This is a genomic window from Agrobacterium sp. ST15.16.055 (genome assembly GCF_027956555.1).
GTDB classification, from domain to species: Bacteria; Pseudomonadota; Alphaproteobacteria; order Rhizobiales; family Rhizobiaceae; genus Agrobacterium; species Agrobacterium salinitolerans.
In genome coordinates, this window is record NZ_JAQKGN010000003.1 from 97671 (window position 1) to 124272 (window position 26602).

Here is a 26602-nt window from a genome sequence, read left to right on the forward strand (position 1 = left end):
CGTCGTCCGCGGTTGATAGTTCCCATTCATCGCCATCCACATGATTGTCGATGGATTTCAGATGGATAGGATGTATCAACCTTGACGCTTGCCAGACGATGATACAGTCAGGCGGCAGGCATCACGGCATGGTCCAGCGGTCTCGTTTTGATGACTTTTTGATTTGCCCGATATCGCACCGTGCCCTTGAGGCACGCCGAGGGAACTCTAATGAACACATCGATCCTTTTGCTGCTACTGGCGCTCATCGGCATCGGCAGCTATCTGCTCGGCAGCCGGCGCGCCGTCGCCCTGTCTGGCGGTCGCCCGTCCAACATGCATTCCCGTGCCGGTTATCACGGCTCTTACGCGGTCGTCTGGGCGGTGCTGCCCGCGGCGTTCATTCTCTGCGCCTGGCTCATTGTCAGCCCGTTGCTCGTCACTTCGGCGGTGCGCGGCGATTTTCCCGAGGATGTGCGCGCGCAGTCCGAAGCGCAGCAGAGCCTGACCTACGGCATGGTGACCTCCATCGCCCGTGGCCTGCAGCGGCTGACGCCGGAGGAAACCGCGCAGGTCGAGGCGGATACGGCCGCGGTCCGGCCGCTTCTGGCTTCCAAGGGTGTTGCAATCGCCGGTGATCCCGAGCGTTTCATGATCGATGCCGCCCACACGCTCAACAGCATGACCGCCACCAGCCGCATCGCGATGATCGCCATCGTCCTGCTGGCCGCATTCGGTGGCGCCGCCTATGCGCTGCGTGCGATCGCGCCGCGTTTCCGGGCGCGCAACAAGGTCGAGAAAGTCATTCTCGCGGCCCTGCTCGTCGCTTCGTCCATCGCCATTCTCACGACCATCGGCATCGTCTTTTCGATGCTGACCGAGGCGATCCAGTTCTTTACCATGGTGCCGGCGCACCAGTTCTTTTTTGGAACGGTCTGGGATCCGCGTTTTGCTGCGGCGGGTGCCACAGACTCCGCCGGCCAGTTCGGCCTAATCCCGCTGCTCGCCGGCACGCTTTATATCGGTTTCGTCGCCATGCTGGTTGCGGTTCCGGTCGGTCTCTTCTCGGCGATCTACATGGCGGAATATGCCTCGCCGCGTTTCCGCTCCATGGCAAAGCCGCTGCTTGAAGTGCTCGCCGGCATTCCCACCATCGTCTACGGTTTCTTCGCGCTGACGACGGTCGGTCCTTTCCTCAGAGACATCTCCACGCAGATCAATGGTCTGGCGACGGGCGACTACGCCAATTTCATCCAGGCGCAGAGCGTCATCACCGCCGGCTTCGTCATGGGTATCATGCTGATCCCGTATGTGTCGTCGCTGTCGGACGATATCATCACCGCCGTGCCGCGCTCGCTGCGTGACGGTTCGCTCGGTCTTGGCGCCACGCGTTCCGAAACGATCAAGAGGGTCATTATTCCGGCCGCTCTTCCCGGCATCGTCGGCGCCGTGCTGATGACGGCTTCGCGCGCCATCGGCGAAACCATGATCGTGGTTCTGGCCGCCGGCGTGGCGGCCCGTCTTCAGCTCAACCCCTTCGAGCCGATGACCACCGTCACCGTCAAGATTGTCAGCCAGCTCACCGGCGACCTCGAATTCACCTCGCCGCAGACGCTGGTCGCCTTCGCGCTCGGCATCACGCTTTTCGCCATCACGCTTTGCCTGAATATCTACGCGCTTTACATCGTGCGCAAATACCGGGAGCAATATGAATGACCGACATCGTTTCTCCCGCAGCCGGCGCGAGCGCCGTCAACAGGGCCACGCGCCGTGATATCGGCATCAAGCGCCGTTATGCCGCCGAACGCCGCTTCCGCGCCTACGGCATCGCGGCGATCTCCTTCGGCCTCATCTTCCTCTTCCTGCTGCTCTGGTCGGTTTTCTCCAAGGGTTACACCGCTTTCCAGCAGACGATGATCACCGTTCCGGTCGAGTTTTCCGAACAGATCATCGATCCGAAGAATGAACGCGCCACAAACCCGACAAAGCTGATGACGGCCAATTATCCCGTCGTCGCCCGCGATGCGGTCGCCAAGGTTCTTGGTGTTGCGCCGACGGACCGCGCCGGCCTACGCGCCGTCAGCCTGCTGATTTCCGACAGCGTGCGCACGCAGCTTCGCGACATCGTCGTTGCCGATCCCGCCGTTATCGGCACCACGCGCACCGTCACGCTTCTCGCTTCGGGGGATGTCGACAGCGCCTTCAAGGGCCAGGTCGATCTGACGGCGGATGAAGCCAATCGCCGCATCTCTAACCAGCAGCTCGGCTGGATGAACCAGCTCGCCGAAAGCGGCCAGCTCGGCAAACATTTCAATACCGGCATCTTCTTCAACGGCGCGTCGAGCCGTCCGGAAGCAGCGGGTGTGGGTGTGGCGCTGATCGGCTCCTTCTACATGATGCTGATCGTGCTGGTGCTGTCATTGCCGATCGGCGTCGCGGCCTCCATCTATCTCGAGGAATTCGCCCCGAAGAACCGTCTGACGGATCTTATCGAGGTGAATATCAACAATCTCGCGGCCGTTCCTTCGATTGTTTACGGTCTGCTCGGCCTCTCGGTCTTCATCAACTTCATGGGCTTTCCGCGCTCGGCCTCGCTGGTCGGCGGCCTCGTCCTGACGCTGATGACCCTGCCGACGATCATCATTGCGACGCGCGCTGCCCTGAAGGCCGTGCCGCCGTCTATCCGCGCCGCCGCCCTCGGCCTCGGCGCTTCCAAGATGCAGACGATCTTCCACCATGTGCTGCCGCTCGCCATGCCCGGCATCCTCACCGGCACCATCATCGGTCTCGCCCACGCGCTGGGCGAAACGGCGCCGCTGCTCCTGATCGGCATGGTGGCATTCGTCGCGAATTACCCGACAACGCCGATGGATCCGTCCACGGCCCTGCCGGTGCAGATTTACATGTGGGCGAACGAAGCCGAGCGTGCCTTTGTCGAAAGGACATCCGGCGCTATCATCATCCTGCTTTTGTTCCTCATTGTCATGAATGTTGGCGCAATCCTGTTGCGTCGCCGCTTCGAACGGCGCTGGTAGAGGGAGATTGAGCAATGAACATGTTGTCGGAAGCAGCAGTTGAAAAGGCGCTGGACAAGAAAATGAATGAAGTCTCATACAAGATGATCGGCAAGGACGTTTCGGTTTATTACGGCGAAAAGCGTGCGCTCTACGACGTGAACCTGAATGTTCGCGAAAATACGGTGACGGCGCTGATCGGCCCGTCTGGCTGCGGTAAATCCACCTTCCTGCGCACCCTGAACCGCATGAACGATACGATCGACGGTTGCCGGGTGACCGGAAAAATCACGCTCGACACCGACGATATCTACGATCAGGCAATCGATGTCGTGGAATTGCGCGCCCGCGTCGGCATGGTGTTCCAGAAGCCGAACCCTTTCCCGAAGTCGATCTACGAAAACATTTCCTACGGTCCGCGCATCCATGGTCTCGCCCGCAACAAGGCGGATATGGACCAGATCGTCGAGCAGAGCCTGCAGAAGGCCGGCCTCTGGAACGAAGTGAAGGATCGCCTGCAGGAATCCGGCACGGGTCTTTCCGGCGGTCAGCAACAGCGCCTGTGTATCGCCCGCGCGGTTGCCGTCAGCCCGGAAGTGATCCTGATGGACGAACCCTGCTCGGCGCTCGACCCTATCGCGACCGCAAAGGTCGAGGAACTGATCCACGAGCTGCGCACCAATTACACCATCGTCATCGTCACGCACTCCATGCAGCAGGCGGCGCGTGTTTCCCAGCGCACGGCCATGTTCCACCTTGGTCACCTTGTCGAGGAAAACGAAACCGACAAGATGTTCACCAATCCGGACGACCAGCGCACGCAGGATTACATCATGGGCCGCTTCGGCTGATCCCGGCCGGCGCTTTATCGAAACCGAACAAGACTGGTGCCTCTGCCGTGCCCGCTTCCGGGCACGCGCATGCAGGCCAAGCCGGAGGACTAGACCATGACACAGACAACGACCCATTCGCATATTCTGTCGGCATATGACGACGAACTGAAATTCCTGACGCGCCGTATCGCCGAAATGGGCGGTCTGGCGGAACAGATGTGCGCCGATGCCGTGCGTGCGCTCGTCAACTCCGACGCCGCACTCGCCCAGAAGGTCATTTCCGACGACGCGATCCTCGATCATTCCGAGCGTGAGATCGGCGACAAGGCCATCGTCACCATCGCCAGGCGCCAGCCGATGGCTGCAGACCTTCGCGAGATCATCGGCACGCTACGTATTGCAGCGGACCTCGAACGCGTTGGCGACCTCGGTAAGAATACTGCCAAGCGTGTCATCGCGGTTGCCGGCACCGGCGTGCCGCGCAAGCTCGCCCGTGGCATCGAACACCTCTCGGAACTGGCGCTGGTACAGCTCAAGGAAGTCCTCGACGTCTATTCGACACGTTCGGCGGAGAAGGCAAATGCCATCCGCGAGCGCGACGAGGAAATCGACGCCATGTACACGTCGCTCTTCCGTGAGCTTTTGACCTACATGATGGAAGATCCGCGCAACATCACTACCTGCACGCATCTTCTGTTCTGCGCCAAGAACATCGAGCGTATCGGCGACCACGCCACCAATATCGCCGAGACGATCTATTACATGACCACCGGCAGCCAGCCGGAAGGCGAGCGTCCTAAGGATGACAGTTCCAACACGCTCGGTTCGGTGACCGAGTAACAGACAGGCAGCGGCTTGCGGAGTTAGTATATGGTGCCCAAGATTGCAGTTGTGGAAGATGAGGAAGCGCTGAGCGTGCTGCTTCGTTACAATCTCGAGGCTGAGGGATATGACGTCGACACGATACCCCGTGGAGACGAGGCCGAAATTCGGCTGCAGGAACGTATTCCAGACCTTCTTATCCTGGATTGGATGCTTCCCGGCGTTTCCGGTATCGAACTGTGCCGTCGGCTCAGAATGCGGCCGGAAACCGAACGCCTGCCCATCATCATGCTGACGGCGCGCGGTGAGGAAAGCGAAAGGGTTCGCGGCCTCGCCACCGGCGCCGACGATTATGTCGTCAAGCCGTTCTCGACACCGGAACTCATGGCCCGGGTCAAGGCCATGCTGCGCCGGGCTCGCCCCGAGGTTCTGTCTTCGGTGCTGAAATGCGGCGATATCGAACTGGATCGCGAGACCCATCGCGTTCACCGCAAGAGCCGCGAAGTGCGCCTCGGCCCAACGGAGTTCCGCCTGCTGGAATTCCTGATGACCTCTCCCGGCCGGGTGTTTTCCCGCTCACAATTGCTGGATGGCGTCTGGGGTCACGATATCTATGTGGACGAACGCACCGTCGACGTGCATGTCGGACGTCTGCGCAAGGCGCTCAATTTTTCGCATATGCAAGATGTCATCCGCACCGTGCGCGGCGCCGGATATTCAATGGAAGCCTGAGGAAACCGAAACCGATGGTTTCACTCGGGAAAAATTCCCAAAATTCAGAAGGCCCGCAGCCGGGATGGTGGCGGGCCTTCTGAATTCGAACCTTCCCCAACGCGTGTCCTTGTTGTTTTTGAAGGCGACAGACGGTCTGCTGAGAGTCGGATTGCGCGGTGAAACCAGACAGGAGGGATGGCGCGGCACGTCGCCGACGAACTCAAAGTATTTGCCGCAAGGGCGTGTCGCGATTCTACATCCGCAGAAGGCGGAAGAAGAGGAATTGGGAGCGCCTCTCAAACAGCGTGCGCCCATTCCGGGACCGCCTTGAGTTTTGCCATAAAAAAACGGGCCCGAAGGCCCGTAGTTTTTGAGTGTCGAATGCGTGCCGCAACACTCAAGCTTTGCGACGTTCGCTTACCGGCTGGTAGGCGAGTTTCGCATGGAACTTGCAATAGGGTGAAGATTCCAGCGCTTCACAACCGCAGAAATGGAAATCGTCTTTCAAGGGATCGCCGACCGGCCATTTGCAGGTGCGCTCCGTCAGTTCCGTCAACGTCAGGCGACGGGAAATCGGGGTGACGACGTTTCTGGAAGGAACGTAATCGAGGACTTCCGCGGTCTCGATGCCGATCTCTTCCTGAAGAGCCGTTGCTGCGTTGGAACGGGTCAGAACCCGAGCAGGCGCTGTGCCGACACGGCCCGCGAAATTCGTCGCGCGCGGGGCAGGAGCGGCGGCGCGCTTGGGCGCGGAACGCGCCGAAGTGACCGGGCCGCCGGCCTTGACGCGACCCGGCAGGTTGAGACGGTGGACCTTGCCGATGACGGCATTACGGCTGACACCGCCCAGCTGCGCTGCTATCTGGCTGGCGCTAAGTCCCTCGGACCACAATTTCTTGAGTTTTTCGACCCGTTCGTCTGTCCAGTTCATGCCGCTTCTCCGCTCGTCGCGTATAATGTCGGCAGAATCCATCTCCGCCTCGCGGGCGTGCCGCGAGCGTGGTTTCTGCCTGATTTTCGGTGACTAGTTCCGCCGCAATGCAGTCTAGTAATTAGCGATTAACCTAGTGCCACGCAGACTCCGTGGCAAGAGTCGTGGGAATCATCTCGAATCGATTTTCCGGTTTTCCCCAACTTGCTGGCGAGTTGAGTCTGAAAGGCAACACCTTGGGCCTCATCCGCCGCCACCTACTAGGGCTTGAGAAGCCCGAGAAACGCGGACTTTTGTTGACATCGGCAGGCGAAGTGACAATAGTGCCCCTGCCGCCGCGAGGCGGCATTTTTGATTTTCAGGCGAGGGATAACCCCGAAAGCCTATTGACAACTGTCTGACAGCGCAACCGCGCAAGGAGTGATACAGCCATGGCCGAAGCCGCCGCGCCATTGTTCGATACGTTTGCAAGAGCCCCCCTGCGCTTCGAGCGAGGCGAGGGCGTCTGGCTGTTCACGGAAAGCGGCGAACGATATCTGGATTTTGCGGCCGGCGTTGCGGTCAATTCACTGGGTCACGCCCACCCGCACCTCGTGGAGGCGATCAAGACCCAGGCCGAGAAGGTCTGGCACGTCTCTAACCTTTATGAAGTGCCGGGCCAGGAAAAGCTTGCAAAGCGCCTGACGGAAGCGACATTCGCAGACAAGGTCTTCTTCACCAATTCCGGCGCGGAAGCGCTGGAATGCGCGATCAAGACGGCGCGCCGTTATCATTATTCCAAGGGGCATCCGGAAAAGTTCCGCATCGTCACCTTCGAAGGCGCCTTCCACGGCCGCACGCTCGCGACGATCGCCGCCGGCGGCCAGCAGAAATATCTCGAAGGTTTCGGTCCCAAGGTCGAGGGTTTCGACCAGGTGCCCTTCGGTGACGTTGATGCGCTGAAAGCCGCTATCACGGACGAGACGGCCGCGCTGCTGATCGAACCCATTCAGGGTGAGGGGGGTATTCGCGCACCAGCCAAGGAATTCCTGCAGCTGCTGCGGTCGCTCTGCGATGAGCATGGCATGCTGCTGATTTTCGACGAGGTCCAGACTGGTGTCGGCCGCACGGGCAAGCTCTTTGCCTATGAGCAGACAGGTGTTGCGCCGGATATTATGGCGGTTGCCAAGGGTATCGGCGGCGGCTTCCCGCTCGGCGCCTGCCTTGCGACGGCGGATGCCGCTTCCGGCATGACGGCAGGCGTGCATGGCACCACCTATGGCGGCAACCCGCTGGCCATGGCTGTTGGTAACGCCGTGCTCGATGTCGTCCTCTCCGAGGGCTTCCTGGAAAAGGTTCGTGATGTCGCGCTGGTTTTCCGTCAGGGCCTTGCTTCGCTGAAAGATCGTTATCCCGATGTCATCGAGGAGATTCGCGGCGAAGGCCTGCTTCTCGGCATCAAGGCGAAGGTTCCCTCGGGTGATCTGTTGCAGGCCATGCGCGCCGAGCATCTGCTGGGTGTGCCGGCGGGCGACAACGTCATCCGTCTTTTGCCGCCGCTCGTCACCACGGCGGAAGAGGCCCGCGAGGGCTTGGCGCGCGTGGAAGCGGCCGCCGCTTCACTGACAGTGAAACAGGCAAAGATCGCCTGAGGAAACAATAAATAGCGGGCCTCTTCCCCGAGGCTCGCGAGCATGGGACAGTTTGAAATGGCTTCACCTAAACATTTTCTCGACCTGTCGGCCGTCAGCTCGCAGGATCTGCGGGCAATTCTTGACGATGCCCGCGCACGCAAGGCCGCCACCAAGGCCGGAACGGCGGAAAAGCCGCTAGCTGGCAAGATGCTGGCAATGATCTTCGAAAAGCCGTCCACCCGCACGCGCGTCTCCTTCGATGTCGGTATGCGCCAGCTCGGCGGCGAGACGCTTTTCCTCTCTGGTACGGAAATGCAGCTCGGTCGCGCCGAAACGATCGGTGACACGGCCAAGGTGCTGTCGCGCTACGTCGACGCCATCATGATCCGCACGACGGATCATTCGCGCCTGCTGGAGCTTGCCGAACATGCGACGGTGCCGGTCATCAACGCCCTGACGGATGACACGCACCCCTGTCAGATCATGGCGGATATCATGACCTTCGAAGAACATCGCGGCCCGGTCAAAGGCAAGACCATTGCCTGGACAGGTGACGGCAACAACGTCCTACATTCCTTTGTGGAAGGCTCGGCCCGTTTTGGTTACCGCATGACGATGGCCGTACCGATGGGCTCCGAACCGCATGACAAGTTCCTGAACTGGGCGCGCAATAATGGCGGCGAGATCATGCTGTGCCACGACGCCGACAAGGCCGTTGCGGGTGCGGACTGTGTCGTCACCGATACCTGGGTGTCCATGAACCAGGAACACAAGGCGCGCGGCCACAACATTTTCCAGCCCTATCAAGTCAATGAAGCTCTGATGGCCAAGGCGGAAAAAGATGCGCTGTTCATGCATTGCCTGCCGGCCCATCGCGGAGAGGAAGTAACGGATGCCGTGATCGACGGTCCGCAATCCGTCGTCTTCGACGAGGCGGAAAACCGCCTCCACGCGCAGAAGTCCATCATCGCATGGTGCATGGGCGTCATTTGATGAGCAGTCGCCCGGCCTGACACGCGTCACGCCGGGTGCTTGAACTTGACCGTATAGATTACCATCTGTGGGACTTCGAAGAGGCTCGTCGGTTTTGCTGGCGGACCATCATCACGATTTGCACGTTTTTCCCCGGAAGCGGTTTCTCTTCCCGGGTCTCTGTGCGACAAGCGAAAAAAGCACATTTCGAAAGCCGGACTTTTGGACGGTAGCGGCGCCACGGCTGCGCCAAGGAGTATGACATGGCAGATGTAACGGTTGAACTGGACGATCTCGATTTTGCTGGCGACGATAAGGTAGTGCCCTTTCAGGTCGAAGGTCTGGATGTGCGCGGTCGCGCCGTGCAGGTGGGTCCGCTGTTGAACGCCATTCTCGAGCGGCATGACTATCCCCCGACGGTCGCCCGCCTGCTGGCGGAAGCGACCGTTCTGACGGCGCTGATCGGCACCTCGCTCAAATTTTCCGGCAAGCTCACGCTTCAGACCAAGGGCGATGGTCCGGTCGATCTTCTGGTCGCGGATTTCACCGCGCCGGAAAGCATGCGCGCTTATGCCCGTTTCGATGAGGAACGGCTGGCGGCGGCGGTTGCGGAAGGTGCAACCTCGCCGGAGCAATTGCTCGGCAACGGCATTCTGGCCTTCACGATCGATCAGGGTGCGGGCATGCAGCCCTATCAGGGCATTGTGCCGCTCGATGGCTCCTCGCTGGAAGACATTGCCGGCGTCTATTTCCGCCAGTCGGAACAGCTTCCCACCCGCGTGCGGCTGGGCGTTGCCGAGTTCTTCGACCGTGATGGCGAAGGCAAGCCGCGTCATGGCTGGCGTGCGGGCGGCGTTATCGCGCAGTTCCTGCCGCAGGCGCCCGAACGGCTGCGTATGCGTGACCTGCATGGCGGTGACGGCGATGAAAGCGGTCACGAGGTGCAGGAGGACGATGCCTGGACGGAAGCCGTCACGCTGTTGAACACGGTGGATACCGACGAACTGACCGATCCGCAGGTGCCGGTGGAACGCCTGCTTTTCAGGCTTTTCCATGAGAGCGGCGTGCGCATCTATGATCCGCAGGCGGTTTTCGACCGTTGCAGCTGCTCGCGGGACAAGATCAAGGGTGTGCTGTCAGGCTTCACTGCCGAGGAGATCAAGGCAAGCGAGGAAGACGGCGCTATCGCCGTGACCTGCGAGTTCTGCTCCACCACCTATCGCTACGATGTCAGCGAATTTGAAAATGCCTGAATAGAAAGCCGCGCCCTATAAAGAGTGCGGCTTTTTCATTTGCCGGGCGCGTGGTCAGTTCAGAACCCGCATCAGACCCGGTGAATCCAGCGAAAAGGCGGGTATGGTGACGTTGAACACCTCGCCATTTTCCGTTTCCATTTCATAATGGCCGAACATCAGGCCGGAAGGTGTATCCAGCGGGCAGCCGGAGGAATATTCGTAGCTGTCGCCCGGTTTCAGATGCGGCTTCTCACCCACGACGCCCGGTCCATAGACCTCATCCACCTGACCGTTCTGATCGGTGATGTGCCAGTAGCGATTGACGAGGGTGACCGGAATATCGGAATTGTTCGCGATCACGACTTTGTAGCCCCAGACGTAACGATCGTCATCCGGGTCGGATTGTTCCTCGAGATAATACGGATCGACCGTTACCTCGATATCCCTTGTCAGAGCACGATACATACGCGCCACACCTCGATATTATGCCTGCCGCCGTATCCTACACTATAGGCTCTGGCTATCGTCAAGAAAATGAATGACTTGACGGGCAGGAGGCGTCTCCTGATGCGCTTTTTTCCACCGTTAGGGATAACGGTAAAGGTAAATATTGGTTGCCTGATGCGGTCTTTCGGGCTGGACAGGCGAACCATGGCCCGACACGCGGTCAGGCCATGGCGACTTGCCGATTGAATTCTCAGGCCGAAACGGCCGCAAGACCCTTTGCCAGATCCTCCAGCAGATCGTCGGTATCCTCGATGCCGCAGGAAAGGCGCAGAGTGCCGCCGGAAATGCCGAGCTCGGCGCGCGCCTCGTCAGTGAGGTTCTTGTGCGTCGTCGTGCCGGGGTGGGTGATGAGGCTCTTGGCGTCGCCGAGATTGTTTGAAATCTTCACGATCTCAAGCGCGTTCTGCAGCTTGAAGGCCGCTTCCTTGCCGCCCTTCAGTTCGAAAGCCACAAGCGTCGAACCGCCCGACATCTGCCGGGCGATAATGTCCGCCTGCGGGTGATCGGCGCGGCCGGGATAGATGACCTTGGCGACCTTGTCGTTCTCCGCGAGAAAATCGGCGATTTTGCCGGCATTGGCCGTCTGCTGTTTGACGCGCAGCGGCAGCGTCTCGATACCTTTCAGAAGCGTCCAGGCATTGAAAGGCGACATGGCCGGGCCGGTATGGCGGAAATAATCCTGCAGTTCTTCCTCGATCCACTTTTTGTCGGAAAGGATCACGCCGCCAAGGCAGCGACCCTGACCGTCAATATGCTTGGTTGCCGAATACACGACGATATGCGCGCCGAGTTCGAGCGGCTTCTGGAAGAGCGGCGTCGCAAAGACGTTGTCGACCACCACTTTCGCGCCGATCTGGTTGGCGAGTTTCGCCACACCGGCAATATCAACCACTTCGAGCGTCGGGTTGGTTGGGCTTTCGAGGAAGAACAGCTTGGTGTTCGGCTGGATCGCCTTTTCCCAGTTGCCGAGATCGCGTCCGTCGATCAGTGTGCATTCGATGCCGTATTTCGGCGCAAGCGTCTCGACCACCCAGCGGCAGGAGCCGAAGAGGGCGCGTGCGGCAACGATGTGATCGCCGGCGCGTAGCTGGCACATGATGGCGGCGGTGACGGCGGCCATGCCCGAGGCAAGCGCGCGGGCGTCTTCAGCGCCTTCCAGCAGGCACATGCGCTTTTCGAACATGTCATTGGTGGGGCTCGCATAGCGGGCGTAAATGAAACCGTCTGTTTCGCCCTTGAAGCGCGCTTCGGCGGCCTCGGAGTTTTCGTAGACGAAACCCTGGGTCAGATAGATTGCTTCCGACGTTTCACCATACGGTGAGCGTAGCGTACCGCCGTGAACCAGCTGGGTTGCCGGGCGCCATTTATTGCTCATGTGATCCCCTTCAAAACAAAAAAACCGGCCGCACAAGCAGACCGGTTCCTAGCACCCGGTCTTTTTAGCCACTTGTTTAACGTGGCTGCAAGCCGACCGGCCAAATCACCACGGGATAAGCTTGCCATACTGCCGTTATCGGCTTGCGTCAATGCTTTCCTTTTGGTTTTGTCGCCGTAAAAAGGAATGACAACCATGACCAGAACCACGGGCATTTTGGCGGATGGCGCAATCCGGGCGCTGTTTGCGGGCGGCAAGCTGAAGAGCGAGGCCGATCTCGATGCTGATCAGGTCCAGCCCGCCAGCCTCGATCTCAGGCTCGGCTCGAAGGCCTATCGCGTGCGCGCCAGCTTCATGCCCGGTCCGGGAACCCAGGTGATCGACAAGCTCAATCGTCTGAGCCTGCACGAGATCGATCTCACCCAGGGCGCGGTGCTGGAAACCGGCTGCGTTTATATCGTCCCCTTGATGGAAAGCCTCGCGCTGCCGGCGGACATGTCGGCGTCGGCCAATCCGAAAAGCTCGACCGGCCGTCTCGATATCTTCACCCGCGTCATGACTGACGGCGCGCAGGAATTCGACAAGATACCGGCGGGTTATGCCGGCCCGCTCTATCTGGAAATCAGCCCGCGCACCTTCCCGATCGTCGTGCGACGCGGCTCGCGCCTGTCACAGATCCGCTTCCGCATCGGCCATTCGCTGCTCAACGAAAGTGAACTGCTGAAGCTGCACGAGACGGAAATGCTGGTCGCCAGCGACACGCCCAACGTGACCGGCGGCGGCATCGCGCTTTCGATCGACCTCAAGGGTTTCGGCGAAAACGGACTGATCGGTTATCGCGGCAAACATCACACGGCGGTGGTGGATGTCGACAAGAAGGCCCAGCATGACGTTCTCGATTTCTGGGAGCCGCTCTACGCGCGCGGCCGCGCCGAACTGATCCTCGACCCGGATGAATTCTATATCCTCGTCTCGCGCGAAGCTGTCCACGTTCCGCCGCTCTATGCGGCTGAAATGACGCCCTTCGACCCGCTGGTAGGCGAATTCCGTGTGCACTACGCCGGCTTCTTCGATCCGGGCTTCGGCCATGCGCAGGCGGGCGGCACCGGCAGCCGCGCCGTGCTCGAAGTGCGCAGCCACGAAGTGCCCTTCATCCTCGAACACGGGCAGATCGTCGGTCGGCTTGTTTACGAGCATATGCTGGAAAAACCGGAAGGCCTCTACGGAACCGGCCTCGGCTCCAACTATCAGGCCCAAGGACTGAAGCTCTCCAAGCATTTCCGCGCCGAATAACGAACCCGGCGGGTGCTTGACACCCGCTGCGAACTATCCGATGTCTTATGCGCGGCGCGGGTGTAGCTCAATGGTAGAGCAGCAGCTTCCCAAGCTGAATACGAGGGTTCGATTCCCTTCACCCGCTCCAATTCCACCCCAGCAAATAATAGGCCTCTTGCCGCCGTTACATTCGCGGACCGCGCGAATATGCGATTTAGCTTGACTACAATTAAATTGCACGTAATAGTTGATGTGGTCGTAACATAGGGGAAGTGTTATGAGTCGCAAACTTCTTTCGGAATTTCTGGGAACCTTTTGGCTCGTGTTCGGGGGATGCGGCAGTGCGGTTTTTGCCGCAGCCTTTCCAGAGCTCGGCATCGGCTTCCTTGGCGTCGCTTTCGCTTTCGGTCTGACGGTTCTGACCATGGCCTATGCGGTAGGCGGCATTTCGGGCGGTCACTTCAATCCGGCCGTTTCAGTCGGCCTCACCGTTGCGGGTAAATTCCCGGCGGCGAGCCTCTTGCCTTACATCGTGGTGCAGGTTCTGGGGGCGATCGTCGCAGCTGCGGCGCTTTATGTCATCTTCACCGGCAAGGCGGGGGCTGACATTGGCGGTTTTGCCGCCAATGGTTATGGCGAACACTCGCCGGGTGGATATTCTCTCGTATCGGCGCTGCTGATCGAAGTTATCCTGACGGCGTTTTTCGTGATCGTTATTTTGGGTTCGACACATGGCAGGGTTCCGGCCGGCTTCGCGCCGATCGCCATCGGTCTTGCCCTTACCCTTATTCATCTGATTTCCATTCCGGTCACCAACACATCTGTCAATCCGGCCCGCTCCACGGGACAGGCATTGTTCGTTGGCGGATGGGCGCTGCAGCAGCTCTGGCTGTTCTGGCTCGCTCCGATCCTCGGCGGCGCCATCGGAGCCGCGATCTGGAAAATCTTCGGCGAGGAAGAGAAGGCCGGCCATGCCGGTTCGGTTCAACCTGCCCAGACATGAATAAGAGGCTTTGTTTCCTCGAATGGTCGGGGAAACGACTGAGGAGGATGACATGGATCTTGCTTCGATATTGGCCCAGATCGTCGGCGGTGCGGTAGGTGGCACGGCGGGCGGAAAGATAGTGAAGGACTCCGATCTTGGTTCGCTCGGCAATCTGATTGCGGGCGCCATCGGCGGACTCGGCGGCGGAACTGTACTCGGTTCGCTGCTCGGCGCGGCGGGAGACGCGGCAGCCGGTGGCGTGGATATCGGCGCTCTCGCCGGCCAGCTGGTTGGCGGCGGTGTCGGCGGTCTGATCGTGCAGATCATCGTCGGCCTGATTAAGAACAAGCTCGTTGCCAAGTAGAGCGGTTCGGTCGCCTTCAAGATGAAATGAAGGACCTTGCCGAAGGAGGAGCTTTGTTCGGCAAGGAACCGGCTCGCGTTATCGGTGACGGCGGTAACCTAAGGCCTGAGGCGGCTTTGCTGGCAGCGGCAATGTGATAGGAGCCGTGAGCCGCCGTTACTCGAAACAAGTATCTCGATTGTTTTGGTTCTCTCGAAGATACCGGATCATGAGGTATTTTTGACGGCTGGCGCGTGTGGCGTCTTGTTCCATGCAAAGGGTTTGGTTTTGAGTTCCACCACGGCCCGCCAGGCCGCGATGGACAGCATCAGCCAATATGCGGGCATTGCCAGCCACCGCCTTCCGACATGCCGTCTTTCATAGACTATCATTCTGCTGCGGCCCATCAGGACGAAGATCGTGTAGCTTCCGACGATATTCAGCACATCGATAAAAAACAGAAGACCCTGCCAGGAGAGCAACAGGTCGGCGCCATTTTCCCGAAGAGCGATGGTCATGAATGCCAGCGAAACGAAGAGCAGGGGGTGCGCCAGCGACGACAGAAGCATGCCTCCGATCAGCAGTTGAAAGACCACATAGGCAAACCATCCCATGCCGCGCGCGGTCGCAAGGGGCGCACGGGTCATCACCAGCCAGCTTTGCAGCCAGCCCTTGTACCAGCGTGTTCGCTGGTTCAGCCACACGGATAGTGAGGTCGGCGCATCCTCCAGCGTCTGTCGCCGGATAACGCCGCAACGATAACCCAGCCGATGCAGCCGGAGGCCGAGATCGGCGTCTTCCGTTACATTATAGGGGTCCCAGGCGCCAGCCTTCCGCAGCACGGCGGTCCGGAAATGATTGGAGGTGCCGCCAAGCGGCAGCGGCAAGCCATGTGCGGCAAGGGCAGGTAAGATGCAGCGGAAGAGGGCGGAATATTCCAATGCGAAACACGCGCTGAGCCAGGAGAAAGAAGCATTACTGATGATAAGCGGGGCCTGCAGGCAGGCTAGCTCGTCGGGTTGGTTGCGGAAGGCACTATAGGCTTCGCGCAATTGCTGCGGATGGGGCCGGTCCTCGGCGTCATAGATGACAACGAATGCGCCGCGTGCGCCGGAAAGCGCATAAGTCAGGGCCTTTGGTTTGGTGCGCGGCAGGGAGGGCGGCACCCTTACAACCTCTATATGCGGCCCGAGATTCATCCGCTGGATCGCCTCAATTGTCGCACCGTCGTCTGCCTCGCAGACAAGCTTGATGTCCAGTCGGGATTTGGGCCAGTCCAGACGCTCCAATGCGCCGATGAGCTGCCCGACGACGTCCTCCTCCCGGTAAAGCGCCACCAGAACAGTATAGACAGGCAATTGGCTTTCCTGCCGAAGAGGCAAGGTGGCGTCCTTTTCCATGGATAGATGGAAGAGCGCGAACAGCCTGAAAAGCAGGGTCAAGAGGTAAAGCATCGTCAGGGTGGCATGCAGGTACGTAAATGCCGCTTCCGTATAAAACACCAGCGACAGAATAAGCAGGGTAAGGAGAACGCCGCTGCAAAAACCCTGCTCGCCGTGAAGCGTGATCCTGGCGGAATGGTGTGGCGCCGTGTTGAAAAGCAGCTGTTGGGTTTCCGCCAAGCGACGGGTCTCGCCCGCTTTCCAGATTGCGCCGCGCATGGCCTGCGGGGTTGTCACGGCAAAATCGTCGAGAAGACGCGGGCGCTGATCCAGCATGTTTTTCAGCGACGCCATCCGCGCCAGTTCCGGCACAATCAGCAGCGTTGGCGTGCCGTTCAGCGGTGTCAGCCGCAGGAACCTTGGTTCGGAGAGCTGAGTGTCCAGCCCGTTCAAGTCCGTCACGCGATCCGGGCCGATTTCCGGTAGAAACGGCAACCGCAGGAAGCTGGCGAAAGCGCCGAAATAGGCATCCGCCGTGACGAGACCGCTTGCCAGCAATTCGTCCTCCAAAGTTGAGCCATTTTCCAGAGCCCGCTGTTCGAATGCCTCGATATAGGGTCCGCCCAATCCCAGCGAAGAGAGAAAGCGGTCCTGTCCGGTCTGGTCCTGTTCGGAAGCGGTTGGGAGTGGATTTTCACTGGCGTGGGAAAATGCAATTTTTCGTGTCGCCGGCGTCATGCGAAACGAATCTCGTGTATATTGCCTAAAATAATCCATGCATCGCCGCCGCCGTCATGGTAACGCCCAACTTCCTGCCACGGATAGTATAGATGAGAATGACGAATGTAACGCGGAATATAAGTTTCGGATTTACTTTAGCTTTCGCTTTACAATTTACTGGTTTTTTTAGCGATGTGCGTGCAGAAGGCCTGTCGGACGGGAACCGGATGCCGGTGCTTTTCGATGCGCAGGAGCGGTTTCCGGGCGGCGATCTTTCTTCCGTTCCCCGCATCAGATTTCTGATGTCGGTCGATTTCCCGCCCTTCAATTTTACCGATCAGGAAGGCCGGCTTGCGGGTTTCCATGTCGATCTGGTGCGTGAAATCTGCGCTCAGTTGAAGGTCGAAAGCAAATGCCAGGTGCAGGCGCTGCCATTTGACGAGCTGGAGGCGGCTTTGGAATTGGGCGAGGGCGAAGCTGTGATTTCCGGCCTCGCCACTACCGCCGACCTGCGCAAGAGTTTTACCTTCTCGCGGCCCTATCTCCTGATGCCCGCCCGTCTTGCGGTGAACAAGGCGGCGAAATTCACCGGCTCCGGTGCCGATGCGCTTTCGGGAAAGAAGGTGGGTGTGGTTGCTGGCTCGCGGCACGAACAGATGCTGAAGGCTTTCTTTCCAAAGGCCGCGGCTGAGGGCTTCGACGGCTACGAACCGATGTATGACGCGGTGAAGAAAGGCAAGGTAGACGCCATTTTCGCCGACGGTCTGCGTCTGCCTTTCTGGGTTTCCGGAAGCGCGTCCGAAGGCTGCTGCGCACTCTACGGCGGTCCCTACATGTCCGACAGGTTTCTCGGTGAAGGCCTATCCATCATGACCGTCGATCCCGACAACGTGCTTGTTCCGGCTTTCGATCAAGCGCTGGCGGCCCTTTCCCGTAACGGCAGGCTGGAAGAAATCTACCGGCGTTATTTCCCTTATGGGCTCTATTAGGGAGAGCCGGCCACCAGATAGGCTCCTATGCCAGCTCTTATTTGGCTGGCGCGAAAACCTCTTCATTGCGGCGCAGGCGCAGAAGCGCGATCCACACGGCGGCGGCGATGGCGGTTTCCACCATGAAATAGCTGCCGATCGTTCCCGAAATGCTGAAGGACCATGTGAAGAAGGCGACGACGACGGAGCCGATGAGGTTGCCGCTGTTCCAGATCTTCGCGCGAATATCCTGCCGTCCGGATGCGCCGAGCGCCTCGAGCGCGGTGGCGGCAACAGCCATGGGCAGAACCGCCCAGCAAAGCACGCGGGTGATGATGGGCAGCGAAACATATTCATCGCCGAACAAAAGCGGCAGGAATGGCGCGATGATGAAAATGACGAACGCGCTGCCGGTCGCGATGAAAAGCGCGGCCTTCAGCACGTTATAGGCGCGCTCTATGGTCTTGCTGATGCCCTGCAGGGCGGCGGAAGCCGAGCCGGGATAGATCAGCCGGTTGAGGGCCTCGACGGAGAGATAGGAACTGTCGAGAATGCGCCGGGCGATGGAATAGCTGCCCAGCACCTCGGCGCTGGCAATGGCGCCGAGAACGAGAATATCGGCATTGCCGCGCACGGCCTTGAACAGGAACTGGGTGGAAAACAGGATGCCGATGCGGATTTCCTCGCGCACGATGCGGAACACCGGGCTGCCGAGTCTCGCTATTGCCTTGACCGAGATCATGGCCGCAATGGTGTGGGCCGCAAGGTTCCACAGCGCCCAGGCTTCTACGGTCTCTACCTTGAAGATGAGGCAGGCGACCACCGCGGCAATGGTTCGGGCGACGGCAAACATCACTTCCAGCTTGTTGGCGGAGGCGAAGTCGGAATGGGCGATGAAGCTCTGCGTGGAAAGCGAGATGACTTTCAGGAGGACGAGGTTCGTGAACAGAATCAGGAAGGTGGTGATCAGCGTGTGCAGCAATGTTTCCGAGGTCGGGAAAAATACCGGGATCGTCACCATGCCGACGATCGTCAGCACGACGCCTGTCGCGGCGCTCAAGAGATAGCTGTGGCCGAGCATGACAGGAAACATGCTGCGATCCTGCGCGACGCGGCGGATCAGCGATTCCTGCGAGCCGATGCCGCAGATCTGGACGCCGAGATTGGTGACGGCCGTGATGGAGGCGTAAAGCGCGAATTGTTCGACGCCGAGATGGCGGGCAAGCAGCGCGAAGGTCAGAAGCTGGGCGGCGCTGGACATGAGGAGCGCCCCGCCGGACGCCATGTAGGTCAATCCCAGTCTGACTAGATGGCCGAGCCGCGGCGTATTGAACGACACCTCATTCTCCATGTTTTCCGGCATTGCCGGACGAATTCAAAAATGGCTGTGCTGCTTTTTTAGAATTCAGCGAACTGAAAAAGCCGCAACTGGCCAATAATGTGAAAGTCCGCGATCCGTATGAATGGCAGTTTATCCTGTCTTATCCCTCTTGAGGTAAGAGAGGGTTAAAGCAATTGCATAATAATGACGATAATGACTGTTTATGGTTATTTGGACATGGCCCTGTATCAGAAGGGTTTCGTTCTTCGTCACAAGGCAGGCCAATGATCCGACGATCCATTTCCGATGCAGGCGACCATGCCGCGTTTGGCTGATCCGCAGCCCGTCTCTGCGCAAGGCGGCGCCATATCCTTTACCGGCAGCCGGCGCGACGCGTTTTTTTTCGTCGCCACCATGCTCTATATCTGGATTTCCGTCGCGCCTTTCGAAAATCTAGCAGTACCGCCCGTGCCGCACGCCGCCGCAAACCAGCTGACCGGCCTCGTGATTGCATTGATCCTCGGCGTTTTTGCGCTGCGCCACCGGCTGACAGGGCTTCTGCTGCGGCCGCGGCTGCCCATTCTGCTGTTGTTCTTCTGGCTGGCCATATGCTCGGTGGTTGGAACCCAGCCCGGCACGTCGCTGCAACGCCTGATCTTCACGGCGCTCCTATGCTTCATCACCAGCGTCCTTGTCGTCATGCCGCGCGACCGGCGGCAGTTCGACCGGATGATGGCCATCTTCGCCATCATTCTCTTGGCGCTGTGTTATCTGGGTGTGATCTTCCTCAGCTCGCGCTCGATCCATCAGCCCTATGATCTCGATGAAAAAGCGTTGGCGGGTGACTGGCGCGGTATCTTCAATCACAAGAATGCCGCCGCTCCGGCCATGATCATTCTCTTCATGATCGGGCTTTACCTGCGCAACGCCTGGTCGACGCTGGGCGGCCTGGCCATCACGCTGCTTTCAGGGTTCTTCCTCTGGAAGACCAACGGAAAAACCGCGGCCATGCTGCTGCCCGTCACCGTGGCGCTGATCTGGATCATGGAAAGACATGCCCACCGCACTCTTCTGATGATTGGCGGTCTTCTGGCCTTCATCAACATATCCGCGGTCGGCTCCACCTATTTCCCGAGCATACAAAATTTTGTCGAAAGTCTGGGCATCGATTCCACCTTCACCGGGCGGACAGACATCTGGCGGCTATCCTTCGACACTTTCGCGCAATCGCCGATCTTCGGTCAGGGGTTTCAGGCCTTCTGGATGAGTGACCGGCTCCTGTCGCAGGCCGATATCGCCGGCACCTGGGCGGTCTCAGCCTTCCATGCCCATAATGGTTATGTCGAAAGCTTGCTGAACGGCGGCTTGCCTGCCTTCATTCTCACCGTCATCTGGCTGGTCATTATACCGGCGAATGATTTCCGCACGGCGGTGGACAAGGGCGCGGATTCGGGCCTGACCCGACTTTTTGCGAGAATTTGGGTGTATGCGCTACTTTCTTCGTGTCTAGAGAGTAATTTCTTTACCGGAACCGGGCCTATCTGGTCTTCTCTTCTGATTGCAATCTATTGTTTGAGGCATCAGGCTTACGACATACTCGAAGAGGGACAGTAATTTGCAGACAGGCCGGGGGGCTTTGTATGACGCAAAAAATCGGGACTTTTGCAGACCGGATCAATAACCGGCTGGTGCGCTATTTCCCCGGACCGGCGGTGCGGATCGAAACGTCCGAACCGATCGTGTCCTTCACATTCGACGATGTGCCGGCGAGCGCTTGGAAAAAGGGCGCCCGTATTCTGGAAGACGAGGGTGCTCGCGGGACGTTTTACATCGCGGGCACTTTCATCGACAGGTACGACGAACAGCAGGAGATGATTTCCACAAAAGGCTGTTTGGAACTGGCGGCGGCCGGTCACGAGCTTGCCTGTCACACCTTTTCCCATCGCAAACTGTCGAGTTTTTCACGGCGCGGGCTTGAAGAGGATTTCGACCGCAACGAAAGGGTGCTCGGATCGTTCGATGGAAGCCGTCACGGGCGGAATTTCTCAATTCCTTTCGGCATGGCCTCGCCGTTCATGCAGCCCCTGTTGCGTCGACGGTTCAAGACCGCCCGCGGCATTATGCCGGGGATCAATCGCGGCAGCGTCGATCCGCATAATCTCGCCGCCGTTGAATTGCGGCCGGACCCGCATTATCTGGATGCTGCCGACAGATGGCTCGAAGATGTTCTGGAAAAGGGTGGCTGGCTCGTCATCTTCACCCATGATGTTTCACTGAAACCGACTTTTTACGGTTGCCCGGAAGACAGGCTTCAGGCTCTCATCCGCAGGGCATCTTCCGGTGGTGCGAAGATCATGACTGTCGAAGCAGCGGTCAGAACGCTCGGCCTGTAGACCGATATCGCCGGCAATTGCCGGCCTATTGGCTGGCCCAGATGATGCGGGCGATCCATTCCACGTCCGCCATGTCGAAGCTGCGGTTGGGATGTTCCGGGTTGAGCGAAAGAAGCTCGATGTTTTTGGGGCTTTGCCGCGCCAGCACCTTGGCCATCACTTCGCCGTCGCGGCTTTTCAGCACCACGCGGTCACCGCGCCGCACCTGTGCGCCGGGTTCCACGATGAGGATGTCGCCGTCGCGGTAGAGCGGCATCATGCTCTCGCCCTGCACCTCCAGCGCATAGACGCCCTGCTTGCGCTCGGGAGAGGAGGGGAACTCCACCACATCCCAGCCCTGACCCGCCGGAAAACCGCCATCGTCGAAAAAACCGCCGGAGCCTGCCTGCGCAAAACCGAGCAGGGGAATGGCATTGTCGGCACCGGAAGGCTGCATGGCCTGCGCCCTGCCGAAAGCATAACCGAAAAACTGGTCGACACTTGCCCCGGTCGCTTCCAGCACCTTGGAGACGGATTCCGTCGAAGGCCAGCGTTTGCGGCCATCCGGCCCGAAGCGTTTCGATTTATTGAACGAGGTGGGATCGAGGCCGGCGCGCTTCGCCAATGCCGAAGGCGTTAGCTGGTGGCGTTCGGCAAGCGTATCGATGGCGCTCCAGATCGTCTCGTGTGACAGCATGATAGAAAGCCCGCAAGTGGAGCCGATAGCGGAAAGCTCCTGTCCTTTACTGACCGGAATCTAGACCATATCCGGTCAGGAGTAAAGCAAGGAAAGGAATAAAATCCTTTTCTACGCCACCATGGCCGATGTATTTATCTTGGCGAGCTGGATCACCGCCTGGGTGCGGCTGTCGACCTTGAGCTTCAGCAGGATGGCGGAGACATGCGCCTTGATGGTGGCTTCGGAAACATTGAGCTCGTAGGCGATCTGCTTGTTCAGCAACCCTTCGGCCAGCATGCCCAGAACCCGGCTTTGCTGTGGCGTCAGCGTTCTGAGCCGGCCGATCAGATCGGCCACGTCAGGATCCTGTTCCTTGTCGCCCTGATGGCCCGACGGTATCCAGACATCGCCTTCCAGAACCGCGCGGATGCCGTCCCTGATATCGTCGATACCCGAGGATTTGGAAATGAAGCCGGAAGCACCGAGTTCGATGGAGCGGCGCACGGTGGTCGCATCGTCCGTTGCCGAAACGATGACGATCGGCAGGCTGGAGAATTCCGCCCGGAGCGCCATCAGGCCTGAAAATCCGCTGACCCCCGGCATGGCGAGGTCGAGAAGCATGAGGTCGGCGTCGTTGCGCGCTGCGGCTGCACTGCGGGCGGCCTCGAAATCCCCGGCTTCAATAATGCTCTGTTGCCCGTCGAGGCCGGATACGGCCTGTTTCAGGGCACCGCGAAAAAGCGGGTGGTCATCTGCTATGATAATGACAAGTTCCGACATTCTGGCCCCCTCCCAAGGGCGTTATGCGGTTCTTTTTCTGATACTGGCTCACTCCCGTTTGCCGATGGTCGAAACACATCCGGCTCCTCCGCCAAAGGTTGCGCCAATCGGTCCCGCATTACAAGGAAAAGCTTGTGGACAGGCGGTCTTTCAGGCTCTCCGCAATAAAATGCCGTGGAAACTGTGGACAATCTTCGAGCTTTGCGGCAAATCCCGCTGAGTGGAAAGCCTTGGAGAGCCCTATGCAGGAAATGTCCGCGATCATCTATAAAATCGTGCCGGAGACATTATGGAGCGCGGCCAAGGCGAAGGGCGTCTTCGAAGGTGCGGCCATCGACCTGACTGACGGCTTCATTCATTTTTCAACGGCGAAACAGGCGGCAGAGACCGCCGCGCGGCATTTTTCCGGCCAGGTCGATCTGCTTCTGATCGCCGTCGACGGCGCGGCCCTCGGCGACAAGCTGGTCTATGAACCCTCCAGAGGCGGCGATCTTTTCCCGCATCTTTATGCGCCTCTTCCCTTGACCGCCGTGCTTTGGGAAACGCCGCTTTCGCTCGGTCACGACGGCCAGCACCAGTTTCCGGAGATTTTGTGATGGGCGGATTATTTTCCTCGGTCGGCCGCAAGGGCCTGTTTCTGGTCGATCCGGAAAAGGCCCATGGCCTGTCCGTTGCGGCGCTGAAAAGCGGCTTCCTGCCCACCTGCATGGTGCCGCACGATCCGCGTCTGCAGCAGACGGTAGCTGGCCTCGTCTTCCCCAATCCGCTCGGCATGGCGGCGGGTTACGACAAGAATGCGGAAGTGCCGGGGCCGCTCCTCAAGCTCGGTTTCGGCTTTACCGAAATCGGCACCGTCACGCCCAAGGCGCAATCCGGCAATCCCAGGCCGCGCATCTTCCGTCTGGTCGAGGACGAAGGTGTCATCAATCGCCTCGGCTTCAACAATGAAGGCCACGCCGCTGCGCTGGAGCGCCTGAAGCAGGCAAAGCTGCGCGGCATCGTCGGTGTCAATATCGGCGCCAACAAGGATAGCGAAGACCGCATCGCCGATTATGTGCAGGGCATCGAAGCGTTTTATTCGGTGGCATCCTATTTCACCGTCAATATTTCCTCGCCCAACACGCCCGGCCTGCGCGATCTTCAGGCCCGCGAAAGCCTTGCCGCGCTTCTCGCCGCCGTGCTGGAACGCCGAAAAGTGGAAGCCGAACGCTTCGGCAAACGCATCCCGGTCTTCCTCAAGATCGCGCCGGATCTCACCGAAGAGGGGCTGGACGATGTCGCCGAAGAGGCGCTCGCTCATGATCTCGATGGCTTGATCGTTTCGAACACCACGCTTTCCCGAGAAGGCCTGAGGCCGGGCCCGCACAAGGGCGAGGCAGGCGGTCTCTCGGGCAAGCCGCTCTTCGAGCTTTCGACCACGGTTCTCGCCAAGATGCGCCGTCGCGTCGGCGGCAACCTGCCGATCATCGGCGTCGGCGGTGTGTCATCGGCGGAGACCGCTTTGGAAAAGGTGAGGGCAGGGGCCGATCTCGTGCAGCTCTATTCCTGCATGGTCTATGAAGGCCCCGGCCTGCCCTCGGCCATCGTCAAGGGCTTGTCGAAGCTGGTCGCCCGCGAGGGCGTACAGTCCATTCGCGACTTGCGTGATAGCGCGGTGGACCGCTGGGCGGATCGCAAGCTCGGTTGAGAGCGGATCTGGACGGTTGAGGTAGCGCTTCCTCAGGAGGTTCTCCTTCCTCATCCCTGTGACATCCTCGGGCTTGTTCCGGGGAACAGGAATGAGGGAAGATGGTGGTTCCCGCCGCTTTGCTTCAGGCGCAGAGCACCATCGCCCAATAGGGCCGGTTGCGGCTGGCCGTATCATAGGCGACCGCGACGCCGAGGCCGTTATAAGGCCCAAGCATGTTTTCAAGGTGATGTTGTGAGCCGATCCAGGCCTTGACCACCCGCTCGACGCTGTCCTGCCCGGCGGCCACGTTCTCCGCTGCCGGAAGCGGCACATTGCCTTCCTTCATGCGAACCAGGAAACTGTCGGTCAGGCCGATAAGATGCGCCATTTTCTGCGCCTTGACCATGCGGCCGGCCTGATAGGCGGCGGCACCGCTTGCCGCGCCATTGATGGCAAGCGGCGAAAGCCCCTTGGATCGGCGCAGATCGTTGACCATGGGAAGCGCCGCGGCCGTCTCGTCACGGGTGCCGGAGGGGATGCCCTTGTTGGTGGGCATGGACACGCAGGCGGAAAGAACGGAGCCGGCGGAAAGCAGCACGAAACCGCGCCGGGTAAGCGTGTGAAGCGAAGTATCGGTCATGTCAGCGGCGATAGCTCAGGAGGCGCAGGATGATGAAAACCGGAATGACGATCGTTGCCCCGAGGATCAGATAGTCGCCGATTGCGCCCAGCGCATGGAAACCGCTGCGCCACAGGTCGACAACGAAATCGCGCGCGCCGTAAATGATGTTCCATGGCGTCAATCCGAAGATAGCCATCAGAAAGCCGACGAGCAATGAAACCACCAGCAGTTTCACCACGGTACGGGCCACCGTGTCACCCAGCATTTTGTTGACCTCACCGGCCATCAGCACGTCTCCTATTTTATCCTGACATATAAAGCACGACGCTTCGATGCAAGTTTCGGCGACTATATCGCGTCATATTCGTCAATTCCACGCAGGCCCATGAAATAGGACTTGAGTTTTTTTGTGGCTTGATAAATGACAGCCGACATCTTCTCAGGAATCTTGAATGGCCCCAAACCAGTTTTCTTCCGGTGACGTCATTGCCGACCGCCGGGCTGACTATGCTCGCATGCTGGCGGAGAGCGGTGACTATCCCGCCGCCGCCGAACTCATGGAGCAGGCGCTTGAACTTGCGCCACAGTGGACGGCGGGCTGGTTTCGCTTCGGGGAATATCACGAAAAAGCAGGCGAAACTGAAAAAGCCGTGGCGGCTTACGGGAAAGTCGCTGAACTGGACGCCGAAGGACTGTTTGCAGCCGAGTTGAAGCTCGCGGTTCTCGGCGCCGCCGAAACGCCGGAGCAACCGCCCAGCCGCTATGTGGAAGGGCTGTTCGACGATTACGCCGACCGTTTCGAAACCTCGCTCGTGGAAAAGCTGGATTACAGCGTGCCGCAAAAGCTGGCGAAACTGATCGGCAAGGCGGCGAAAGGCGGCGTCTTCGATACCATTGTCGATATTGGCTGCGGCACCGGTCTCCTTGGCGTTGAAATCCGCACTTTCGCAAACCGGCTGGAAGGTTTCGATATTTCCCAGAACATGCTTGGCAAGGCGGAGGAAAAGGGGCTTTACGATCATCTCGACCAGGCCGATCTTTCGCTGGAGCCGGAGACCTCGGGGCTCTTCACATCCACGCTCGCGCGGCATCGTGCCGACCTCGTCGCCGCCGCCGATGTGATGATGTATCTCGGCAGTCTCGAGGCTGTCATGCCGCTCGTTTCCGCCCTGCTTGCGCCTTCAGGCTTTTTCGCCTTTTCGGTGGAGGATGCGGGGGAGGAAGACGGTTTCGTGCTTCGGGAATCCCTTCGTTACGCCCATTCTAAAAGCTACGTGACCGACCTTCTTGAGCGGGCCGGCTTTTCCCTCATCGAAATCCGTAAAACCACCATTCGCAAGGATGCCGGAAAACCCCTTTCCGGCATTCTTTTTCTTGCCCGTGCCAAAGCCTGAACATTTCGTTTCTTGCCATTTTTGCGATAGGTCAGGCTTCCTTACATATCCATCTTGCTCAGATGTTTTTTGCAGTGCAAAATATGCCTGAAGCTGA

Annotated in this window: 26 protein-coding genes, 1 tRNA gene and 1 riboswitch; of the genes, 18 read left to right on the forward strand and 9 right to left on the reverse strand. The window is 59.4% G+C overall.

Features of this window, described 5'->3' with window-relative positions; all coding sequences use genetic code 11:
- The first annotated feature begins 210 nt into the window (after positions 1-210).
- From pstC to phoB, 5 genes are all read left to right on the forward strand, one after another.
- Positions 211-1695 carry a phosphate ABC transporter permease subunit PstC gene (gene pstC / locus PL599_RS06465; protein ID WP_142912665.1) on the forward strand — a complete coding sequence of 495 codons (1485 nt, stop codon included), beginning with the start codon at positions 211-213 and terminating at the stop codon, positions 1693-1695.
- Positions 1692-3014 (forward strand): phosphate ABC transporter permease PstA, encoded by a 1323-nt coding sequence (gene pstA / locus PL599_RS06470; RefSeq protein ID WP_077985366.1) that lies wholly within the window; start codon positions 1692-1694, stop codon positions 3012-3014. Before pstC ends, pstA begins: the two co-directional genes overlap by 4 nt.
- 14 nt (positions 3015-3028) lie before the next feature.
- On the forward strand, positions 3029-3844 hold the full coding sequence (gene pstB / locus PL599_RS06475) for a phosphate ABC transporter ATP-binding protein PstB (RefSeq protein ID WP_077985367.1): 816 nt from the start codon (positions 3029-3031) through the stop codon (positions 3842-3844).
- Between the two features lie 96 nt (positions 3845-3940).
- The gene (gene phoU / locus PL599_RS06480) at positions 3941-4666 is read left to right on the forward strand and encodes a phosphate signaling complex protein PhoU (RefSeq protein ID WP_077985368.1); all 726 of its coding nucleotides are present in this window, start codon (positions 3941-3943) and stop codon (positions 4664-4666) included.
- A gap of 30 nt (positions 4667-4696) precedes the next feature.
- Positions 4697-5380 (forward strand): phosphate regulon transcriptional regulator PhoB, encoded by a 684-nt coding sequence (gene phoB, locus PL599_RS06485; protein WP_003493692.1) that lies wholly within the window; start codon positions 4697-4699, stop codon positions 5378-5380.
- 379 nt (positions 5381-5759) lie between these two features.
- Here the strand turns inward: phoB and PL599_RS06490 are convergent, their stop codons facing one another.
- On the reverse strand, positions 5760-6293 hold the full coding sequence (locus PL599_RS06490; protein ID WP_077985369.1) for a GcrA family cell cycle regulator: 534 nt from the start codon (positions 6291-6293) through the stop codon (positions 5760-5762).
- 431 nt (positions 6294-6724) lie between these two features.
- Between PL599_RS06490 and PL599_RS06495 the strand changes: the two genes are divergently transcribed.
- From PL599_RS06495 to PL599_RS06505, 3 genes are all read left to right on the forward strand, one after another.
- Positions 6725-7924: an aspartate aminotransferase family protein gene (locus PL599_RS06495; RefSeq protein WP_269823404.1), complete on the forward strand. Its 1200-nt coding sequence runs from the start codon at positions 6725-6727 to the stop codon at positions 7922-7924.
- 57 nt (positions 7925-7981) lie between these two features.
- On the forward strand, positions 7982-8899 hold the full coding sequence (gene argF / locus PL599_RS06500) for an ornithine carbamoyltransferase (protein WP_003519982.1): 918 nt from the start codon (positions 7982-7984) through the stop codon (positions 8897-8899).
- A 242-nt stretch (positions 8900-9141) separates the two neighbouring features.
- Positions 9142-10131, forward strand: a complete 990-nt coding sequence (locus tag PL599_RS06505) for an Hsp33 family molecular chaperone (protein WP_077985372.1) — start codon at positions 9142-9144, stop codon at positions 10129-10131.
- 54 nt (positions 10132-10185) lie between these two features.
- Here the strand turns inward: PL599_RS06505 and apaG are convergent, their stop codons facing one another.
- Entirely contained in the window at positions 10186-10578 is a 393-nt protein-coding gene (apaG, locus tag PL599_RS06510; RefSeq protein WP_003503545.1) for a Co2+/Mg2+ efflux protein ApaG, read from the reverse strand.
- Between the two features lie 232 nt (positions 10579-10810).
- A complete protein-coding gene (locus PL599_RS06515; protein ID WP_077985373.1) occupies positions 10811-11995 on the reverse strand; it encodes an O-succinylhomoserine sulfhydrylase in 1185 nt (394 codons plus the stop codon).
- Between the two features lie 43 nt (positions 11996-12038).
- Positions 12039-12117, reverse strand: a riboswitch (SAM riboswitch).
- Positions 12118-12190: 73 nt separating this feature from the next.
- On the opposite strand from PL599_RS06515, the gene PL599_RS06520 reads away from it, so the two are divergent.
- The 4 genes from PL599_RS06520 to PL599_RS06535 all read left to right on the forward strand — a co-directional run bounded on the left by PL599_RS06520 (position 12191) and on the right by PL599_RS06535 (position 14619).
- Positions 12191-13288 (forward strand): 2'-deoxycytidine 5'-triphosphate deaminase, encoded by a 1098-nt coding sequence (locus tag PL599_RS06520; protein ID WP_077985424.1) that lies wholly within the window; start codon positions 12191-12193, stop codon positions 13286-13288.
- A 56-nt stretch (positions 13289-13344) separates the two neighbouring features.
- Positions 13345-13418, forward strand: a tRNA-Gly gene (locus tag PL599_RS06525).
- Positions 13419-13547: 129 nt separating this feature from the next.
- Positions 13548-14273, forward strand: coding sequence for an aquaporin Z (gene aqpZ / locus PL599_RS06530; RefSeq protein WP_269823402.1), 726 nt, complete (start codon positions 13548-13550; stop codon positions 14271-14273).
- A 52-nt stretch (positions 14274-14325) separates the two neighbouring features.
- On the forward strand, positions 14326-14619 hold the full coding sequence (locus PL599_RS06535) for a hypothetical protein (RefSeq protein WP_162520452.1): 294 nt from the start codon (positions 14326-14328) through the stop codon (positions 14617-14619).
- Positions 14620-14825: 206 nt separating this feature from the next.
- On the opposite strand, the gene PL599_RS06540 is transcribed toward PL599_RS06535, so the two are convergent.
- Positions 14826-16757 (reverse strand): glycosyltransferase family 2 protein, encoded by a 1932-nt coding sequence (locus PL599_RS06540; RefSeq protein ID WP_269823401.1) that lies wholly within the window; start codon positions 16755-16757, stop codon positions 14826-14828.
- Positions 16758-16927: 170 nt separating this feature from the next.
- Between PL599_RS06540 and PL599_RS06545 the strand changes: the two genes are divergently transcribed.
- Positions 16928-17689 (forward strand): transporter substrate-binding domain-containing protein, encoded by a 762-nt coding sequence (locus PL599_RS06545; RefSeq protein ID WP_077985426.1) that lies wholly within the window; start codon positions 16928-16930, stop codon positions 17687-17689.
- Between the two features lie 37 nt (positions 17690-17726).
- Here PL599_RS06545 and uppX read toward each other — a convergent pair whose 3' ends face one another.
- The gene (uppX, locus tag PL599_RS06550; protein ID WP_165691358.1) at positions 17727-19019 is read right to left on the reverse strand and encodes a Wzx-type polysaccharide biosynthesis protein UppX; all 1293 of its coding nucleotides are present in this window, start codon (positions 19017-19019) and stop codon (positions 17727-17729) included.
- A 288-nt stretch (positions 19020-19307) separates the two neighbouring features.
- Between uppX and uppY the strand changes: the two genes are divergently transcribed.
- On the forward strand, positions 19308-20603 hold the full coding sequence (gene uppY, locus PL599_RS06555) for a Wzy-type polysaccharide biosynthesis protein UppY (protein ID WP_142912692.1): 1296 nt from the start codon (positions 19308-19310) through the stop codon (positions 20601-20603).
- Between the two features lie 26 nt (positions 20604-20629).
- A complete protein-coding gene (locus tag PL599_RS06560) occupies positions 20630-21382 on the forward strand; it encodes a polysaccharide deacetylase family protein (protein ID WP_269823400.1) in 753 nt (250 codons plus the stop codon).
- Positions 21383-21407: 25 nt separating this feature from the next.
- Here PL599_RS06560 and PL599_RS06565 read toward each other — a convergent pair whose 3' ends face one another.
- The gene (locus PL599_RS06565) at positions 21408-22058 is read right to left on the reverse strand and encodes a S24 family peptidase (protein WP_059759480.1); all 651 of its coding nucleotides are present in this window, start codon (positions 22056-22058) and stop codon (positions 21408-21410) included.
- A 111-nt stretch (positions 22059-22169) separates the two neighbouring features.
- The gene (locus PL599_RS06570) at positions 22170-22820 is read right to left on the reverse strand and encodes a response regulator (protein WP_137409734.1); all 651 of its coding nucleotides are present in this window, start codon (positions 22818-22820) and stop codon (positions 22170-22172) included.
- A gap of 242 nt (positions 22821-23062) precedes the next feature.
- Between PL599_RS06570 and PL599_RS06575 the strand changes: the two genes are divergently transcribed.
- A complete protein-coding gene (locus PL599_RS06575; protein WP_269823399.1) occupies positions 23063-23416 on the forward strand; it encodes a DUF952 domain-containing protein in 354 nt (117 codons plus the stop codon).
- The gene (locus tag PL599_RS06580; RefSeq protein WP_269823398.1) at positions 23416-24507 is read left to right on the forward strand and encodes a quinone-dependent dihydroorotate dehydrogenase; all 1092 of its coding nucleotides are present in this window, start codon (positions 23416-23418) and stop codon (positions 24505-24507) included. The genes PL599_RS06575 and PL599_RS06580 overlap by 1 nt, the downstream gene beginning before the upstream one ends.
- A gap of 124 nt (positions 24508-24631) precedes the next feature.
- Here PL599_RS06580 and PL599_RS06585 read toward each other — a convergent pair whose 3' ends face one another.
- Together PL599_RS06585 and PL599_RS06590 are read right to left on the reverse strand one after the other, a co-directional pair.
- Positions 24632-25129, reverse strand: a complete 498-nt coding sequence (locus PL599_RS06585; RefSeq protein ID WP_077985380.1) for a CAP domain-containing protein — start codon at positions 25127-25129, stop codon at positions 24632-24634.
- Between the two features lies 1 nt (position 25130).
- The gene (locus tag PL599_RS06590; RefSeq protein ID WP_003493739.1) at positions 25131-25397 is read right to left on the reverse strand and encodes a DUF6460 domain-containing protein; all 267 of its coding nucleotides are present in this window, start codon (positions 25395-25397) and stop codon (positions 25131-25133) included.
- A gap of 166 nt (positions 25398-25563) precedes the next feature.
- Between PL599_RS06590 and PL599_RS06595 the strand changes: the two genes are divergently transcribed.
- Positions 25564-26505: a class I SAM-dependent DNA methyltransferase gene (locus tag PL599_RS06595; RefSeq protein ID WP_162520455.1), complete on the forward strand. Its 942-nt coding sequence runs from the start codon at positions 25564-25566 to the stop codon at positions 26503-26505.
- Positions 26506-26602 lie beyond the last annotated feature (97 nt).